This is a genomic window from Burkholderia sp. PAMC 26561, from assembly GCF_001557535.2.
Lineage (GTDB): Bacteria > Pseudomonadota > Gammaproteobacteria > Burkholderiales > Burkholderiaceae > Caballeronia.
In genome coordinates this window covers 170,448-185,300 of record NZ_CP014310.1, presented here as the reverse complement: position 1 = coordinate 185,300, position 14,853 = coordinate 170,448, and the positions used below count along the sequence as shown (strand labels likewise).

At 54.6% G+C, this 14,853-nt stretch carries 12 protein-coding genes; 7 read left to right on the top strand and 5 right to left on the bottom strand.

Going from position 1 to position 14,853, the window contains the following annotated elements; translation table 11 throughout:
- Nucleotides 1–950 precede the first annotated feature (950 nt).
- The gene (locus AXG89_RS43740) at nt 951–1,346 is read left to right on the top strand and encodes a hypothetical protein (protein WP_236873594.1); all 396 of its coding nucleotides are present in this window, start codon (nt 951–953) and stop codon (nt 1,344–1,346) included.
- A 69-nt stretch (nt 1,347–1,415) separates the two neighbouring features.
- Nucleotides 1,416–1,661, top strand: coding sequence for a hypothetical protein (locus AXG89_RS31370; RefSeq protein ID WP_062174451.1), 246 nt, complete (start codon nt 1,416–1,418; stop codon nt 1,659–1,661).
- Nucleotides 1,662–1,808: 147 nt separating this feature from the next.
- On the opposite strand, the gene AXG89_RS31365 is transcribed toward AXG89_RS31370, so the two are convergent.
- Nucleotides 1,809–3,385 (bottom strand): IS3 family transposase gene (locus AXG89_RS31365; RefSeq protein WP_236873577.1). Its coding sequence is split into 2 segments (ribosomal slippage): nt 1,809–2,926 and nt 2,926–3,385, totalling 1,578 coding nucleotides; the frame shifts between segments, so codons are not numbered across the junction.
- An 817-nt stretch (nt 3,386–4,202) separates the two neighbouring features.
- Between AXG89_RS31365 and AXG89_RS31350 the strand changes: the two genes are divergently transcribed.
- Nucleotides 4,203–4,670, top strand: coding sequence for a hypothetical protein (locus AXG89_RS31350; protein ID WP_236873593.1), 468 nt, complete (start codon nt 4,203–4,205; stop codon nt 4,668–4,670).
- A 404-nt stretch (nt 4,671–5,074) separates the two neighbouring features.
- Here AXG89_RS31350 and AXG89_RS31345 read toward each other — a convergent pair whose 3' ends face one another.
- Nucleotides 5,075–5,956 (bottom strand): H-NS family nucleoid-associated regulatory protein, encoded by an 882-nt coding sequence (locus AXG89_RS31345; RefSeq protein ID WP_062174441.1) that lies wholly within the window; start codon nt 5,954–5,956, stop codon nt 5,075–5,077.
- A 493-nt stretch (nt 5,957–6,449) separates the two neighbouring features.
- Here AXG89_RS31345 and AXG89_RS31340 point away from each other — a divergent pair, with 493 nt between their 5' ends.
- Complete coding sequence (locus AXG89_RS31340) at nt 6,450–7,079, top strand: hypothetical protein (RefSeq protein ID WP_062174439.1); 630 nt, start codon at nt 6,450–6,452, stop codon at nt 7,077–7,079.
- Between the two features lie 254 nt (nt 7,080–7,333).
- Here the strand turns inward: AXG89_RS31340 and AXG89_RS42515 are convergent, their stop codons facing one another.
- From AXG89_RS42515 to AXG89_RS31320, 3 genes are all read right to left on the bottom strand, one after another.
- Nucleotides 7,334–8,659: a hypothetical protein gene (locus AXG89_RS42515; protein WP_069638476.1), complete on the bottom strand. Its 1,326-nt coding sequence runs from the start codon at nt 8,657–8,659 to the stop codon at nt 7,334–7,336.
- 195 nt (nt 8,660–8,854) lie between these two features.
- On the bottom strand, nt 8,855–9,070 hold the full coding sequence (locus AXG89_RS31325; protein ID WP_162916167.1) for a DUF1488 family protein: 216 nt from the start codon (nt 9,068–9,070) through the stop codon (nt 8,855–8,857).
- A 191-nt stretch (nt 9,071–9,261) separates the two neighbouring features.
- Nucleotides 9,262–9,537, bottom strand: a complete 276-nt coding sequence (locus AXG89_RS31320; RefSeq protein ID WP_062174431.1) for an HU family DNA-binding protein — start codon at nt 9,535–9,537, stop codon at nt 9,262–9,264.
- A gap of 991 nt (nt 9,538–10,528) precedes the next feature.
- Between AXG89_RS31320 and AXG89_RS31315 the strand changes: the two genes are divergently transcribed.
- The 3 genes from AXG89_RS31315 (at nt 10,529) to AXG89_RS31300 (ending at nt 14,711) form a co-directional block, all read left to right on the top strand.
- On the top strand, nt 10,529–10,858 hold the full coding sequence (locus AXG89_RS31315) for a hypothetical protein (protein ID WP_062174429.1): 330 nt from the start codon (nt 10,529–10,531) through the stop codon (nt 10,856–10,858).
- A 1,625-nt stretch (nt 10,859–12,483) separates the two neighbouring features.
- Nucleotides 12,484–13,722 carry a ParA family protein gene (locus AXG89_RS31305; RefSeq protein ID WP_082771676.1) on the top strand — a complete coding sequence of 413 codons (1,239 nt, stop codon included), beginning with the start codon at nt 12,484–12,486 and terminating at the stop codon, nt 13,720–13,722.
- Nucleotides 13,719–14,711, top strand: coding sequence for a ParB/RepB/Spo0J family partition protein (locus AXG89_RS31300; RefSeq protein WP_062174424.1), 993 nt, complete (start codon nt 13,719–13,721; stop codon nt 14,709–14,711). Before AXG89_RS31305 ends, AXG89_RS31300 begins: the two co-directional genes overlap by 4 nt.
- Nucleotides 14,712–14,853 lie beyond the last annotated feature (142 nt).

Below are 14,853 nucleotides of genomic sequence, written 5' to 3'. Positions count from 1 at the left end.
TGGCTGAGGTATTGGGTGGTGCCAGGGGCAATCGGGTCATGATTAGATCCGTGCACGGGGACGGGACGACGCGGATCACCGCGGTGAAGTGGCAAAATCTTGCGGCGCTGGGCGCATCCCTTTTTGAGTGACCCGGGTTTAACTTATGGTCCCGCAAGTTCGCAAAGGCTCGTTCATCATGGGCAAGGTCCTTTCCGAAGCATCGATTAGGGGCATTATGTCGGAACATACGTCGACTTCGGCTAGGTAAGTCACTCAGCTATGGTCTCTCGCCTCTTCTCCGAGTCGTGCCATATCTAAAGTTCACCTACGGTCTCAGGCGTTAGCACGCGTCGGCCAGATGAACCGCGTTTTCGGGGAATCAATCCGCAGGGTATGTTGTTGCCAACAAGGTACGCTTCGATGCACGGACTCACACATCGCATGCTCGATTCAGGGAGGCAAAACGGTATGTTGGAAGCGAAGACAGCAGAGCTAGAGCAGATCGGCACGCCTCAGTGGACAGACAGCGAGGTTGTACGATATTTGCGGACAGGCGAATACGACGGTTTTTTCGTAGGATGGCCGGGTTCTAACCTGGCTGATATAGCGACACGTGCGTCGCAGCGTCTTCGAAGTGCACTTGTAACAGAGACGATGCGGCGCTCAAGGGGGTTCGAGTCTGTCTCGCGTCTCCCAGTTGACCTCCACACATGGAACAGTGAAAAACTCAAGCCTATGGTGGATGGTCTCTTCAACCCGAGTGAACGCGCGACCGTCATTCGCCTGCTTTCAGATAACGTTGTATTTGTCACCCGAGCTAACCTGGAAAAAATCTTAATGGCTGAACGGTGGCTTTCTACGCTTGGGATGTGGCCAACATATTTTTGGAGAGCGTTAAGGCCCCGACGCTATCTGGACAGCCCTGCAATATAGTCGGCTTAAGCCAAGAAACGAGGTGCTACGTGTCGATGGATTACTTTGACGAGACCGACCCATTTGCCGATTTCGTCGTCCACGAGGCTGCGCACGTCTTTCACAACTCCAGACGCGTGGCTTGTGGGCTGGCCGCAAGCGCTCGCACCGATTACATCCTCGACATTGACTATCGTATGCGGGAGACGTTTGCATACGCCTGCGAGGCATGGAGCCGGATCAGTTCGGCCGCCGATTGTCGTGGTGATCGAAAGGCGTTGATTTTGCAGCATGCCGATAGGGGGTTGCCGAGCGACGACCGAGTGAACCATGACGAATACCTCGATGTCCTTTTTGACGCCACTCGCGCTCATAACGGTTGGCAACGGCTCGCCAAGCGGTGCGAACCAAGACAGCGAGCTTCCAAATCGTTTCAATCCGCTGTCGACTGACTTGGCAAGCTTCTCGGACGTCGGCAGCGCCTAGCAACCTAGAGCCACCCGGCTTAGGAGGAAAACGTAGTGGCTGCTCCAGCATATGTCTATACGATTGCGTGCGTTGCCGTGATGCTGGGCGAACCGGAGGCCTGGTTGGAGGAAATCGCGCTCATGAATCTGGAACCGGAAGACGGGTGTCTACAGATCGTCGATAAACTCGGTCCAGGTCGCGAGGAATCGAACACGGTAACCGCTTTTACGGAAGCGGGTATCGAAGCTTTGAGAGAGGCCATCGCAGAGGTGAAGCAAGGTCAACGCCGCACACTTTAGTCGCGCTTGGGCTGTTAGCTGACGGGAACGTTACCTGCGTCTCAAAGCGACCTTCGTCTCGCTCTCCGGCTCAAGTTCGCGATCCCGACGGTCGTATCGCTCGACAATCGGTAGATTTCAAGGTAGATGTCGCCTCAACGATTAAATTTAGGCGGCTTTTTGCTCCTGTCGGTGGTTGCGTTTGATGGGTTCAAAGTTGTCTGTGCGATCGGGATTCAAATGGACCGTTTTTACGCGCTTCCAGTTTCGAGTGGGGCCTTTCCATCGTAGCGGGTTGCGCTGCTTTGCCGCCTCGTAGAGCATCGCGCGGCGATCGAGGATCTGCTGGTCGAGGTTGGCGTGCCGTTGGGCAGGCGTGACGAAACGGATCGCGCTGTGACGATGTTCGTGGTTATACCAGCGCACCAACACGGTGACCCAAGCGCGCGCGGCAAATAGAGTGTCGAACGCCTGCAGAGGATAGGCCGGCCGATACTTCAGTGTTTTGAACAACGATTCCGAGAACGGGTTGTCGTTGCTCACGCCCGGTCGACTCAATGACGGCATGACACCCAGAGCCTGCAGGGTGGCGAGCATCGTGGCACCCTTCATTGGGCCGCCGTTATCCGAATGCAAAATCACCTGACCCGGTTTGATCGCTTCACGTGCACATAGGTCCTTCAGAAGCTCGCTGGCCTGGGCGCTGCTCTCTTCAGCGTAGACCTGCCAGCCGACGACCATCCGACTGAATACGTCCATGAACAGATAGAGATAGAAATACTGCCCGCGAACTGTCGTCGGCAGGTAAGTGATATCCCAGCTGAACAATTGATTGGGCTCGTCGGCACAAACTGCGCGAGGCTTGCTGCGGGCGCGCGCTGGTTGTTCACTGCGCCGATGAGCAAGCTGTTTCTCTTCACGCAGCACCCGGTAGAACGTCGATTCTGAGGCGATGTAGCGGCCCTGGTCGGCCAATCGAGGGACGATTTGGCTCGGTGGCAGATGAGCGAATTCGACAGAGTTGGCCACCGCCAGCAGTTCAGCGCGCTCATCGGTCGACAGCTTGTGAACAGCATCATGATGGCGTAAGGCGCGCCCATCCACTGCTTCAGGACCGCCGCCTTGCCAGCGCTGCACGGTGCGCGCGCTTAGCCCGAGCACAGCACATGCGCGTGCCTGACGAGCCCCGGCTGTAGTCGCCTTGCCGATCAGCTCCTGCAATGTCGCACGCTCTTCGGGGGAGCTCATTCGTCCTCGTCCCCGAACAGCGCCTGGTACTTTTTTGAAAGTATCAGCAACGCGGCCGCCTCCGCTAAAGCCTTTTCCTTGCGTTTCAATTCGCGCTGCAGCTGCGCATTGGCCTGTTTCAGCTCGCGCAGTTCTGGAGCGTTTGCACGTGCGCTGCTCGCGGTGCCGGCCGAGCAAAACTGGGCACGCCACTGGTCCAGATGATGAACAAACAAGCCACGTTCACGGCACCACGCGCTGAGTGCCTCGGCGCTCAGTCCATGGCTCTGCTGCAATGCCAGCAGGCGATCTTCCAAAGACCAATCTTCCGGGCGCCGTGCATCGACTGGCCCCGGGTTGCGGTTTGCGGCGTTAGACACGCGGATCCACTTCCTCAAAGTTAATACGTTCATGTTCAGTTCCGCGGCAACCGTTCCTACGGACCGGTTGCCGCGTTGCAGGACCTTTGCCAGCGCCTGCTCCCTGAATTCAACAGAATACGTCTGTTTGGCATTCAACCTACACCTCTGAGTTCTTCGGATTAAGAAAATTCAGAGGCGACATCTATTGTGACGCAGAGGGACAATGCTGAGCTTCGCTTTAACGTCGCGCCGCGTTTGCTGCGTCAATGACAACCGCTAAAGTTCTCCGCGCATCTTCAAGCTCCTGAACAGCGGCGGTCAACCGGGCAAGCTCAAGCGCAGAGGCTTGTCGTTCACCCGGTTTAGCGAAATGCGCTTCTATGGCAGCAGACGCCGCCTGTACCTCACGTGCAGCTTCCGCCATCCTTTTGAGCGCCTCCGCTTCACGTTCATTAAAACTCTCGTTTGCCACCGGTTATCAGCCTTCAGACGTGTAAGAGGCTAGCGGGTGCTGTCGTGCGTGATCAGCTCGACAGGTCTAAGAGCGATGTGTATCGGTACATGCTACTCTTGGTCATTCTATCTGCTGCAAGCATTCATGGAGGCCAACACGATACGCCAGTATGCCGCTGCGGCCGTTATTTTGGCATCGGGGCGCGACCAAATGGTAGTCGTGCCAAGGCTCTCCGAGATGGTTCTCACTGGCCGACGCCAGCAGCGTGACGCTGTCCCTAAGCTAACGTACGAGTGATCATGACGAACGACAGGCCGGAATATATTGGCCCGCTCACGACCCGCCGCGCCTGCATGTCGGCGACCAGCGTCCGATACTCATGATCACGACGGTACGAAGTTCAGTCAATCGCTACCGCAGTCGCGCAGCTCAAATCGCTGTTCCGCAATTCGACGAAATTTCGTGATTTGCGTGTCGGTTGAAGCTGCCGCATCTCTCCCAAACCTTGTCGATCCACATATGGCCGGAACAAAACGTAAATCCACCCGCCCGAGTGTTATCCGTAAGCCACTGAGCAAGTCGGCGCTCTTGCCGATGTCGGCACAATCAGCACGGGAGTTGTCGCTCGCTCATCATCTTGCGCTAGCTGCCTGTCGTGGTGAGCGTGCGAATCGGCATCAAATCAACGAATTGGTCCGTTCGGTCTATATGGCCTACTACCTTCAACGCATGGGCTTCGGTGAGGTGCCGTTTGAGTGCTATGAACACGCAGAAGCGGCTTTCGAAAATGCACTAGCAATAGCGGAGAAAAGTGCCAAGTGGACAATCCACGAGCAAGACGCGCCTGTGATCGAACGCGTGCTTGCACTTCACGACCGGCAATTGAGTGAGGCGCCGATGCACCGAGTGGTGGAAGCTGAAAAACAGCTGCGTCAATTTCTGGCCGGCGAAAGCGCCTCGCCGTTGGTTCGCCCGAGCCCAAAATAGCGGCTGGTCTCCTTTTCAACGTTCACGTTGAGAATTTAGACATGCCGAACACTAACATGTCGACCGCCGTAGACGAGGTTCGAAGATGTCACCACCACAAGAGGATTTCTGTCGCTCGAAACCATTTTGTGGGCTGTTCTGGCTGACTTCCAAACCCTTCATCCAACGCAACAAATGGATACCTTTGCTGTCTCAGAAGACGGAGAAATCGCAGAGATTGAGCCTTCAGCTGCACATGGTTTGTTTCCGCCCATCCACAAATTATGTGGTGCTCTCGTCCGATCTCCGAGTTGCAAGAACGGCAACTATTGACACTGCTTGGTCAACAGGCTTTTCACGGGCGCCGTTGCGCTCCGCATCGGGAGCGAGCGGCCAAAAGGCCGCCCAACGTGCTCTCGCCCGTTTTACACTGCGGGCGCTTCAATGGCTGCTTGGGTACTGCCGTTATCGTCGGCTACCGTCGCTGCCTTCGCAGCACTGCCTGAACCACTCACTTTCTTTGCAACTCTCTTTTTAGCGACAGGCTCTGTTTTCTTCGCAGCAACCTTCTTGCTAGCAGCAACGGATTGTCTCGGCGTTGCTTCCTTCACCTCATTTTTTGTGGCGGCGGCCTTTTTTGCGGTGATTTTCTTCGCTGCAACTTTCCGCGTTGACTTCTCTGCCGCATTCGCCTTGTTGCCTACAGCAGACGCTTTACGCGCCGCTTTGGTCGCGACTTCAGCAACAGGCGATGCACCCTCCTCCTCAATCAGGAATTTGGTTCGATCTTTGACGTTCGCAAGCCATGCCGGCGCGCGTCCTTTTCCGCTCCATGTTGCGCCCGACTTGCGGTCCCGATACTTGGCCGGCTGCGGTCCCGTTCGGTACCCACGCGGTTTCGCTGTCGTCGTTGCATCCGCGTTCTCAATTTCGGGAGAGGCTGAGTGAGCCGCCACCGCATCACCTTGAATCAAGAACCGAGTGCGGTCTTTCGCTTTAGCGATCCAAGCCGGTGCTCTTCCCCGGCCGGTCCATGTGGCACCACTCTTCGGGTCCTGGAACTTGGGAGTGACCTTGCTGCCAATGGCATTGGATGCTTTCCGCCTTGACCCAATACCCAAACCGCTGTCCCCTTTTGCTTCCCTCTTCGCTTTCGCTGTTTCTTCAATATCTTCGGTGGTCAATCCGTGTTCCAGCAAAAGGCGACGAATCTGGTCTAGCGCAGACTGCGCTTTCTTTGCTATGAGTACGTCGGCTTGCGCCTGCAACTTCTTAAGCTTTTCTTGAATGACTTCGAGTGTGGGCATAGTTGCCTCCAATAGTGAATGCTTGCACTATGCCACGACACTTGATTTACGCAAGCAAACTTGTAAATTCAAAGCATTACATCCGCGTACATTGCTACTTTCGATTGCAGACTTACCGCTTCATCTTTAAGTTTGGATACTTGTGCATGAAGTTTGATATCGATTGTCGGCCGAAGAACAGCGGCGCCCTGTGTACTATTGGAACCTCATTCAGACTGTGTTGTTCATTCCTTTGTAGACACGAGCTGCGTTGCGCAAACTCAAGGATCGCTCCTACCTCCATCTTGAATCGAGGATTCGCACATCCGCCGTTGTTCTACGGATAAAGTAAGCAAAAAGAAGCATGCCCTGGAGCATTTGCCGCCGTGAGAGCAGACGTTTTTGAGAAGAGTCATTCAGTGAATCAGGTAAGTCGTAACAGAGACCGTCATTCACTCAAGCACCGCCCTATCAAGGGTAATATATCCCGCATCTGTTACGCGAGGAAATTCATATGGCCGAATTGAGTTGGTTTAACCAAATCCATCGAGAGTGGCAAGCGCTTAAGGTTCACGATGCTTCGCTCGACATCGAACAGTTCTATCGACATGTTGTATCCGCGTACAAATCGGGCTTTGCCCCGCTTGAGTCGATTGCCACGACCGCCAACGCCCTGCTCCTATCTTCAATTTCCGGTGCTCCGTATTTGGGCCGTAAGCTCCTCATGCAGATCGGCATCGACAAGCACCCCGCGTTGCGCGTCACTTATGCCCTGTCGCTCTTCGCTGGCACGGGCGGCGACAGCGATCCGGAATTGGCCAATCGCATCCTCGTCGACGTTTTGAAAGATGAAAACGCGCAAGACAAACTGAAGGGACTTTCAGCAGCGGCGCTGGGCGATAGTGCCCGGCTCGGGCGCGGCGAAGCACTTGATGTCGAGCTCGCGAAGGCAAGATACGAGATGGCATTCGGCTTTGGCCATCGCGAAGCTGCGCAGACGCTCGCGCTTTACTGGGAGAATCGCTGGGGATATTCGGCGTCAGGAGACTCGGTTCCCAACCGCGCCATTGCCCAGAAGTGGTACAAGCGTTGCGGTGAAAACAATCAAAAGATCCTGCAAACAGCGAGCCCCGTCGCTTCATAGTTGGCGCGCGGAGATAACCGTGCGGCTCCGCATCGTTCGTCGCGCGATGCTGGGTTTAAATGCCATACCGCAGGCCGACTATAACGTTGCCGGTCTTCGATTGGCCCTGGATGCGACGCATCAACCAATAACGGCGTCTGATCCGGCGCAGATTTGCATCAACCTATTTGTGCCGCCCCACACCGCATCCCAGACCATCTACACGAACTTGTCGTCATGATCAATTGAGAAATTGATCCTTGACGAAAGATTCATCAGAGCAAAATCATTTGTTGCAAGAGCTCCAACGCCTTGTTTTCGTTTAGAAGCCCGGTCCGCGCCTTCGCAGCAATTGTCTTCAGCAATGCTTCAGCGATGGGTGGAATCCCGCGCAAATGAGCAAGGTCACTCGCCACTGAAAGCGAAAGCGCTTCATCGGCCAAGTCTTTCCCAGTGTTCGACGGTTGGTTGTTTTGGTTGGCACCATCAACCGCATCAACGGGTTTCTTAAGGAAGTCTGCAGCGTTCGCTACAGTGGTGACATTTTCCATTAGGTTACCTGTAACGTCTTGGTCTGGGACGCTGACGGTTTGCGGTTGAGGCACCGTGCTAGTTTCGTCCACAAGATGTTTCGCTACCGCCGCTTGCGGTTTATAACTTGTTGCTGTGGGCGTCGCAGTCTTGCGTTTTCTTGAGGTCGGTGCGAGGAGCTCGTTCACGTGGTCAGGCACATCGTGCGTCTGTCGTGGCGTGTCGAGCCACCCCGCTGGCAGCTCTAGTACATCGGTAAAGCGTTTCACCTCGACATCGTCCAAACGCTTTTTCCCGTGCAACCGATGCGCCATGTTTGACTGGCTTAGGTTCAACATTCGGCTCAGCAGCGCTTTCGATCCATTGCGGGCAGTCAAGATATGAAGGTTCGCCTGTCGAACCTCTGGAATTGAAGGTGTGTTCGCCAGTTCAAGCGACTGTTGCTGCGCTGCCTTAGCCGCCCTGGAAACGCCCTTCGACTGATCGGTCTTCGCGCTTGCGCCGGCACCTTTCGGCTCAATCACCTTGGCCTTCTTGCTGGCTGGCGCGGGTGCAGTGCTGGTCTTTCTTGGCATATCGACATCCTTGGCTGTTACAGCTTCGCTCAAAACGGGGTGCTTTTTGTGATCGGCCGACTTATGACTTGGCGAAGGGTCCACTTGGTCATCAAATACGCTGTCAGTTGGCCTATTTTCCAGCGGAGAGCACAGTCGTGCGATCACGTCTGGTGGCAACGTTGGGTTTGGGTGATCAAAGAAACCATCGGGAAGACCAAGCGTCGTTTCCATGTGAAACGCTGTCTCGTGCGTAAAACGCTCACCGCTGACCAATTCTGCGATGCGGGCCAGATTCGAGTCGAGACCCAACGCTACATTTTCGGCACCAACAGCGTCGACGAGTACTTTGAACGCTCGAGTCTTGAATATAGATGCCGTCTGGGCGGGATCCTTTAACTGGACGGGTTTCCCGTAATGCTTCTTTTGCGTCTGCGATGCGCTGGTTGGCGGGTGCTGGCGCGCTGGACGTGGACCGCTGCCTCGCGAATCTGGACGCCCAAATGTACGACTCATAAAATTAAACTCCGAATGTTGCGCTCGCAATTGCAGCAGGAGCGAGAGTCCAGTAAGCAGTCAGACTGCTGCCAAGTAACCGAGCGATGGCTACAGCAAAAAACCGAATCTAAAATTTTGCCGAGCCTAAGCATCACAGCTCAACAATTAAAGACTCAAACTTATAAAAATCTGGGCGTTGGAAAATGTAAGCGCCTACGATGCAAAGTCCTCTGCATCAAGGCGGACTTCGGTCGCGCCGCTGCGTAAAGCCACGCGCTGCGTGACGGCCGTTATGCGCTGGCGGCCGTCAGCAAATATACGCAGCACGCGGCCTTCGCTTGCATCAGGACCCAGCCAGAAGTACTGCTCTAGCGCCGTCCTCGTGATCAGTGCCTTCACCTCGCGACCAGCGGTCACTACCGTGAACATAACGGCCCGGCCATTTTCCACGAGGGATGGTTGATGTGAGTGTTGCGCGCCGTTCATTTCTTCGTCACTTGTCAGATCTAAACCAAATCAACCGAATTATAGGTGCAAGTGTAGCAAGCTCCATGTAGCACTACACTGCCAATGAGCACACACGGAGCGTCCAGCAATGATGAACAGTCGAATACGGAGCGTTACTGATTGACGCTGTCCTTGAACGCTTTTCCTGCAGTGAACTTTACCGTCGTAGCTGCGGCAATCTGGAGCGCTTCGCCTGTTTTCGGATTGCGCCCCGCACGGGCGGCACGCGCGCCAGTACCGAACGAACCAAAACCAACTAATTGAACCGTATCGCCGGACACCACCGCTTGCGTGATCCTTGCCAGCACCTCATCGATGATTTCGCTGGTCAAGGCTTTGCTTGCGCCGGATTGTGCTGCGACTGCATCGACAAGTTCGTGTTTGTTCATCAGAATTTTCTCAATAATTAAGTTTCGTTGGTCAAACTTTACCATCAAGAATTAGGTCGGCACTAGAAGAGACCTCCGAGTTGATTTATTTGCATATGTTGCCATTCGCGTCGAGTTCCAGCCACCCACTACAGCGCGCAAGCCGAAAAGATGGCATCCGGATACACACAGCTGGGCGAACTGCTCAAGGGATCTCCCTCGCGATCTGCGCAGACACGAGGTAAAACTTCGTTGCGACCGCTGGGTTGCAACCATATTGGAACGTGGATTGTTCACCATGCATCTTGGGACAGCCTAGACGCAGACGCCGGGTCTGCAGCGTTACATCGGTTGCAGGGCGCAGCGCAAAGTGCGACCGTCGTAAAATTTGGTGTCGTCTGTTCCCGATGCGTACTGAGTTGATGAAAGGTAGCGCGGCATCGACGACTGCGACGGCGGGTCAGCTTCAATCCAGCTGCTCGGATCACATACGCTGAATACGTTGCCACTGGCGAAATGGCGACACTTGCCGGCAGAAACAGTGCCTCGAGTTCGCCTTAAGCGCTATTACCGCTCCAGTTAATCGGCGCGCTCAGTTTTCTGCTAATCATTGCGCATAGAGCATTGTCAGGCGACAGGCCTTAGCGCCACGTCGGCAGCCAACTCGCGGTCTACTTTTTGGGCGGACCGCTTCCAGCGTCAAGCCTGTAAAAATGAAGATATCAACACGCGGTTTGACCCTCGCAGTCGCACTGATAACATTATGTCGATCTGCGAGTGTTAGTTATCCTTATAGAATTTGAAATTGATAGATCGGTTGCAGCGTTCCCCTGTGACGATGACGAGCGAGAACTCCGTCTGCCGCTCGGGAGCGTCTTAAATCAAAATTGCTAGTGCCGTGAGAATCACTGGTCTCGATTCTGTGGAAGTTCGGCTGTGCAAACGCACTCGCTGCCGATTTCCTCGTTGGGCTGATAGACCCGATATTGACCCGTCTGCGGGCGTGGCTCCCGTGCGGGAAGTCGTCAATCTCATGCGCCTTCGTCGTCTGCTGCGCCTGACAGAGAACGTGCTGCACGCATCGCTGCTCGACGCGGCGGCCCCTGGTCGCTACCACCCCGCTTTCCGGTATGGCCGACAGTGCGCGGCACATGGCTACCACAGTGTGCTGTATCAACTCAACGATGAAGCTCCGAGCAGCCGCTTCCCGAACATCGGCGGCCTGTCAAACGGCTTTTACTTCTTCGAAGTGAATGACGCTTTGTGGCCACTCACTGCCCTTCCGCGTCGGGTGGTCTCGTTCCCTGTTGTGCGAAAATGTGGCTCCCAACAGAGCCTCTAGCCCAAACGTGGTTAGCGACGCGGTGGGTTCATCATCCACGGGTATCGTGTGCGATTGGCAGAAGGCCATCCAGTACGAGTGACGAAAATGGTAGATACCAGGGACTCAAGATCCGCCGCCGACTAACGCGCGCCGATTCGACTCCGACCTCGTGCACCAAGGCCGACAGCGACCTCAGCCGTCGACAGAAGCTGACCCAAAATTTTTCTGAAAATTGCTTCGATACGTGGATTGCAAGAACCGAGCGAAATCTGCCCCCGTGGTCGAACGCTTGCTGGCGCTGCACGACCAGCAAATGAGTGAAGCGCCGATGCGCCGAGTGGTGGAGGCTGAAAAACAACCACGCCAATTTTTGGCCAGCGCCTGCGCGTCACCACTGGTCCGCTTGAATTCGGACTAACAGTCGGTCTCCCCTCCGAGGATCGCGTTCACTACAGCCATGCCGCCCACCAAACGTTTCTGCTCCCGCACCCGCCTCCTGCTAAAGGCACGTCCCAAGCGCGGGGCGCTAGTGCGTTACCGCGACCGAGTTGCGGAGGTGCTGGGCGAGGCGCGGGACGGACGCGTCATGATCCGTTCGCTGCACGCCGATGGGGTCGAGCGAAGCAGCGCAATGAAGTGAACTGGGTCGCCCTTTACCACCGCGTTCGTCACGGTCCCCAAAATACGTCGATCGTTTCTGCTGCGGCGGATTTCGCGATGCCTACTTCGTTTTGCCACTGCATCGATGAGTTCCCGTTTTTTCACCTTCGCGTTCCCCGATGTAGCGAAAGACCGCCTGTTACCTGTCGGGGCAGGAGAATACTGCATCAGACATACCTCATTGGTTTATGAGGCAAAGCTGATCTTGTCGGGGCACCACTCGACGTGGCGCGGCCGGTTCTGCAAAGTCGGCAACTGACGCGACTGCGTCATCTGCTGCCGCCCTGCTCTCCCGGGAAATCCTGTTGGCAGTTGTAATGTGTTTCAGCACGTCATCTGCCGACGGTCTAGCCGACAATGCTATTCAGGCCGTAGTAATTAATACGCTTTACATCCTATTTATTACAAACGTTCAATAAACCTCGCGTTTCACCGTTTGCGGGCCGGAAAACTATTTTTAAGGCGCGTTGAGCCGGAAGAAGTTTGCGGCAGCGTGAAACATTCTTGCATTTTATGCCGCCGCCCTATGCTGGATATGACTTCCAGGGTGCCGACAATTCAACGTTGATTGTTTCACGAATTGCAGAGCTGCGGAATGATCTGGCACGCAGGATGTTGCGCGGTATTCGAGCAACAGTCGGTTAGCCGCCGTTCCAGCACACGGTCCGCCCGCGATTCAGCAAACCTCGATATTTCCCATCGAATGGCGGCGATGGACTTCCGATGGTCCAGTCGATCTATTGCCGGCTAACGATGCTCTGAACATTATGAGAAGACTTCCCCTGTTACCTCAAGTATTTCGCGGAGAGCCAGTGGTGTCGCGCTTCTGGCAGCCTTCAACGGTTGCAAAGTTAACTTGCGAATGGTCAGTTTACTGAGTACGCTTTCGGGAATTAAACGCTCAGCGTGTTTTTTTTCGTTGAGCGTTCACTAAATCAACCAGCGAAGAACTTTTGGCTGACCAGTTTCACATGGAGTCCAGGATGACGACTGCTGCTCGAGCACGTGCAGAGAAGCCGATTGTTTCGATTAATCATCAAGTAAGACATGTGCCCAAGCGCATGCCGCTGTCCGCGATAAAAGCCATCGCCGACAACGCCAGCGGCATGTTGGTCGACGTGCGCGAAAGCATGCTCGCGCCGCACCCGCGAAAAAATCCGCCTGTCTTCACGACTGCCCAAGTCGGAACTCTTTGCAGAATCGACCGTCAACGAGCCAATTATTTTCTCCGCGCTGAATCCGAACTTCCGCAAGGAACTTTGCATGGAAGCGGCCGTAGCCGCGAGTTTTCGCTAGCCGAGGCACGCGTCTGGATTGATAAGGTTGCGCCGTTCACAAAACGACCGACGGGAGTCAAAGGGAAAAAGATTGCAATCGGAAACTTCAAAGGTGGCGTGAGCAAGACTACTACCGCTATGACTCTTGCGCAGGGACTTTCGCTTTTCGGGCGTCGAGTGCTAATTATCGACTTGGATCCGCAGGCCTCTTTGTCTGCACTGAACGGGATCCTTGCAGATAGTGAAGTGTCCGACGAACAAACGGTCCTGCCACTTATCTACGGTGACGTTAGTAATTTAGAGTACGCGGTTCAGGCGACTTACTGGGACGGTATTGACCTAATTCCAGCAAGCGCGGCCTTGTTTGGCGCAGAATTTTTCCTTCCATTTAAGCAATCCAAGGATTCTTCATTCCAGTTTTGGGATGTGCTTAATAAAGGAATGGAATCTTTGTTGGATACCTACGATGTAATCATCATCGACACGCCCCCAGCTTTGTCCTACATGACTATAAATGCGTTCATGGCTGCGGACGGCTTGATTGTGCCTACGCCGCCAAGCGCGCTGGATTACGCATCTTCAACACAGTTTTGGAGTTTGCTGTCCGATCTATCCGAGAGCATGAAACAGGTTGCCCCTCACTTGGATAAAAGCTTCGATTTCATTCATGTCCTTCTTGCGAAAGTGGATCACAGCCAAGCTGCAACCCACATTGTTAGGGAATGGATAAACAAGACGTATGAAGGGCTGGTTCTGCCGGTGGAAATTCCCACCACGACGGTTACACAAAGCGCAGCAGCTGAGTTCGGCACGGTCTATGACATCTCAAGATATGAAGGAAGTCTGAAGACGTATCAGCGTGCCCGGGAGGCGTATGACCGTCTGGCTGAGCTGATTGACCAGGAGTTGGTAGCGTTGTGGCTGTCAGATGCGGAGGTCGCATGAGCATTAAGGATAGGTTGGCTGCCAAATCTGCCACGATTGGGTCGAATCCAAAAGTCCTCAAAACATCTGATGAAGGACCGGCCCGCCCAAAGACGGCACCCGGTCAACTGATGTCATCGATTCCCTTCCTCGCGGAGAAGGAGCGTGAACTGAGCGCAATGTCTCAAGAGAACGAAAAGCTTCGCGAACAATTGCGGAGCGGGGGTGTTAGCGAAGTAGCCATTTCGGAACTGCACGAAGTACAGGGACGCCGGCGCAGGCTGACAATGGAGCAGTATTCGGAACTCCGAGAAAATCTCCGCCAAAACGCGCTCGTGCAAGCCATCACCGTTCGCGCAAGGGACACGGGCGGGTATGAAATAGTTTCTGGTCATAACCGGGTCGCGATATTCCGCGAGTTGGGAAGAGAGCGCATCCCGGCTGTCTTCTTCAAGGAACCGGATGACACAGCAACCGAAGCGAGCGCGCTGTACGCCAATCTTTTTCAGCCAGATCTCACCGACTACGAAAAGTATTTGGGATTTAAGAAGTTGCTTGAACAAACCGGAAAGCAACAGAAAGACCTAGCTCGTGAGTCCGGAGCGGACGAAGGTTCGGTCTCTCGGTGGATGTCATTTGGGGACCTTCCGCCCGACGCTATTGCAATCATCGAAACAAAGCCGTCGTGTATTGGGGGGAGGGCCGCGATGGCGCTAGCTTCCCTTTCGCGAGAAGGGAAATCCGACGCGGTCGTGCAAGCGGTAAAAGCCCTCTCTGCAGGGAACATTACTCAGGAAGCGGCGGTTCGACTTGCCAAGGAAAATAAGACCACGCCAGCCAAGCCGGTTCGAGCAGCGCCAGTGACCTTTCGTCAGGGTGCAAAAGTTTATTGCAAAGTAATCGGGGCGAAGGAGACGATTCGAATCGACTTTCATTCGGAAGAGGCGCGAGTTGCAGCAGAAGAGGCAATTCACGCTGTGCTGGCGAATTTCTCAGGGTTGAAGCGATAGTCTCACGGTGAGACTTATTTAAATTCAATCACTTACCGTTTAGAACAAGAGATCGAAATGATTTAACCAGACCTAGAAAAACAGAAGCCTTCGGTTGGCGCCGAAGGCTTCTGAATATGGGCTTGCTGTTGCTCACCCCTGC

What these genes read in the sequence shown, in the direction of transcription:
- AXG89_RS31340 (WP_062174439.1), top strand. Translation starts at nt 6,450, where the DNA reads ATGGCCGAATTGAGTTGGTTTAACCAAATCCATCGAGAGTGGCAAGCG.
- AXG89_RS31350 (WP_236873593.1), top strand. Translation starts at nt 4,203, where the DNA reads ATGGCCGGAACAAAACGTAAATCCACCCGCCCGAGTGTTATCCGTAAG.
- AXG89_RS31305 (WP_082771676.1), top strand. Translation starts at nt 12,484, where the DNA reads ATGACGACTGCTGCTCGAGCACGTGCAGAGAAGCCGATTGTTTCGATT.
- AXG89_RS31300 (WP_062174424.1), top strand. Translation starts at nt 13,719, where the DNA reads ATGAGCATTAAGGATAGGTTGGCTGCCAAATCTGCCACGATTGGGTCG.
- AXG89_RS31345 (WP_062174441.1), bottom strand. Translation starts at nt 5,956, where the DNA reads ATGCCCACACTCGAAGTCATTCAAGAAAAGCTTAAGAAGTTGCAGGCG.
- AXG89_RS31325 (WP_162916167.1), bottom strand. Translation starts at nt 9,070, where the DNA reads ATGTTCACGGTAGTGACCGCTGGTCGCGAGGTGAAGGCACTGATCACG.
- AXG89_RS31320 (WP_062174431.1), bottom strand. Translation starts at nt 9,537, where the DNA reads ATGAACAAACACGAACTTGTCGATGCAGTCGCAGCACAATCCGGCGCA.
- AXG89_RS42515 (WP_069638476.1), bottom strand. Translation starts at nt 8,659, where the DNA reads ATGAGTCGTACATTTGGGCGTCCAGATTCGCGAGGCAGCGGTCCACGT.
- AXG89_RS43740 (WP_236873594.1), top strand. Translation starts at nt 951, where the DNA reads ATGGATTACTTTGACGAGACCGACCCATTTGCCGATTTCGTCGTCCAC.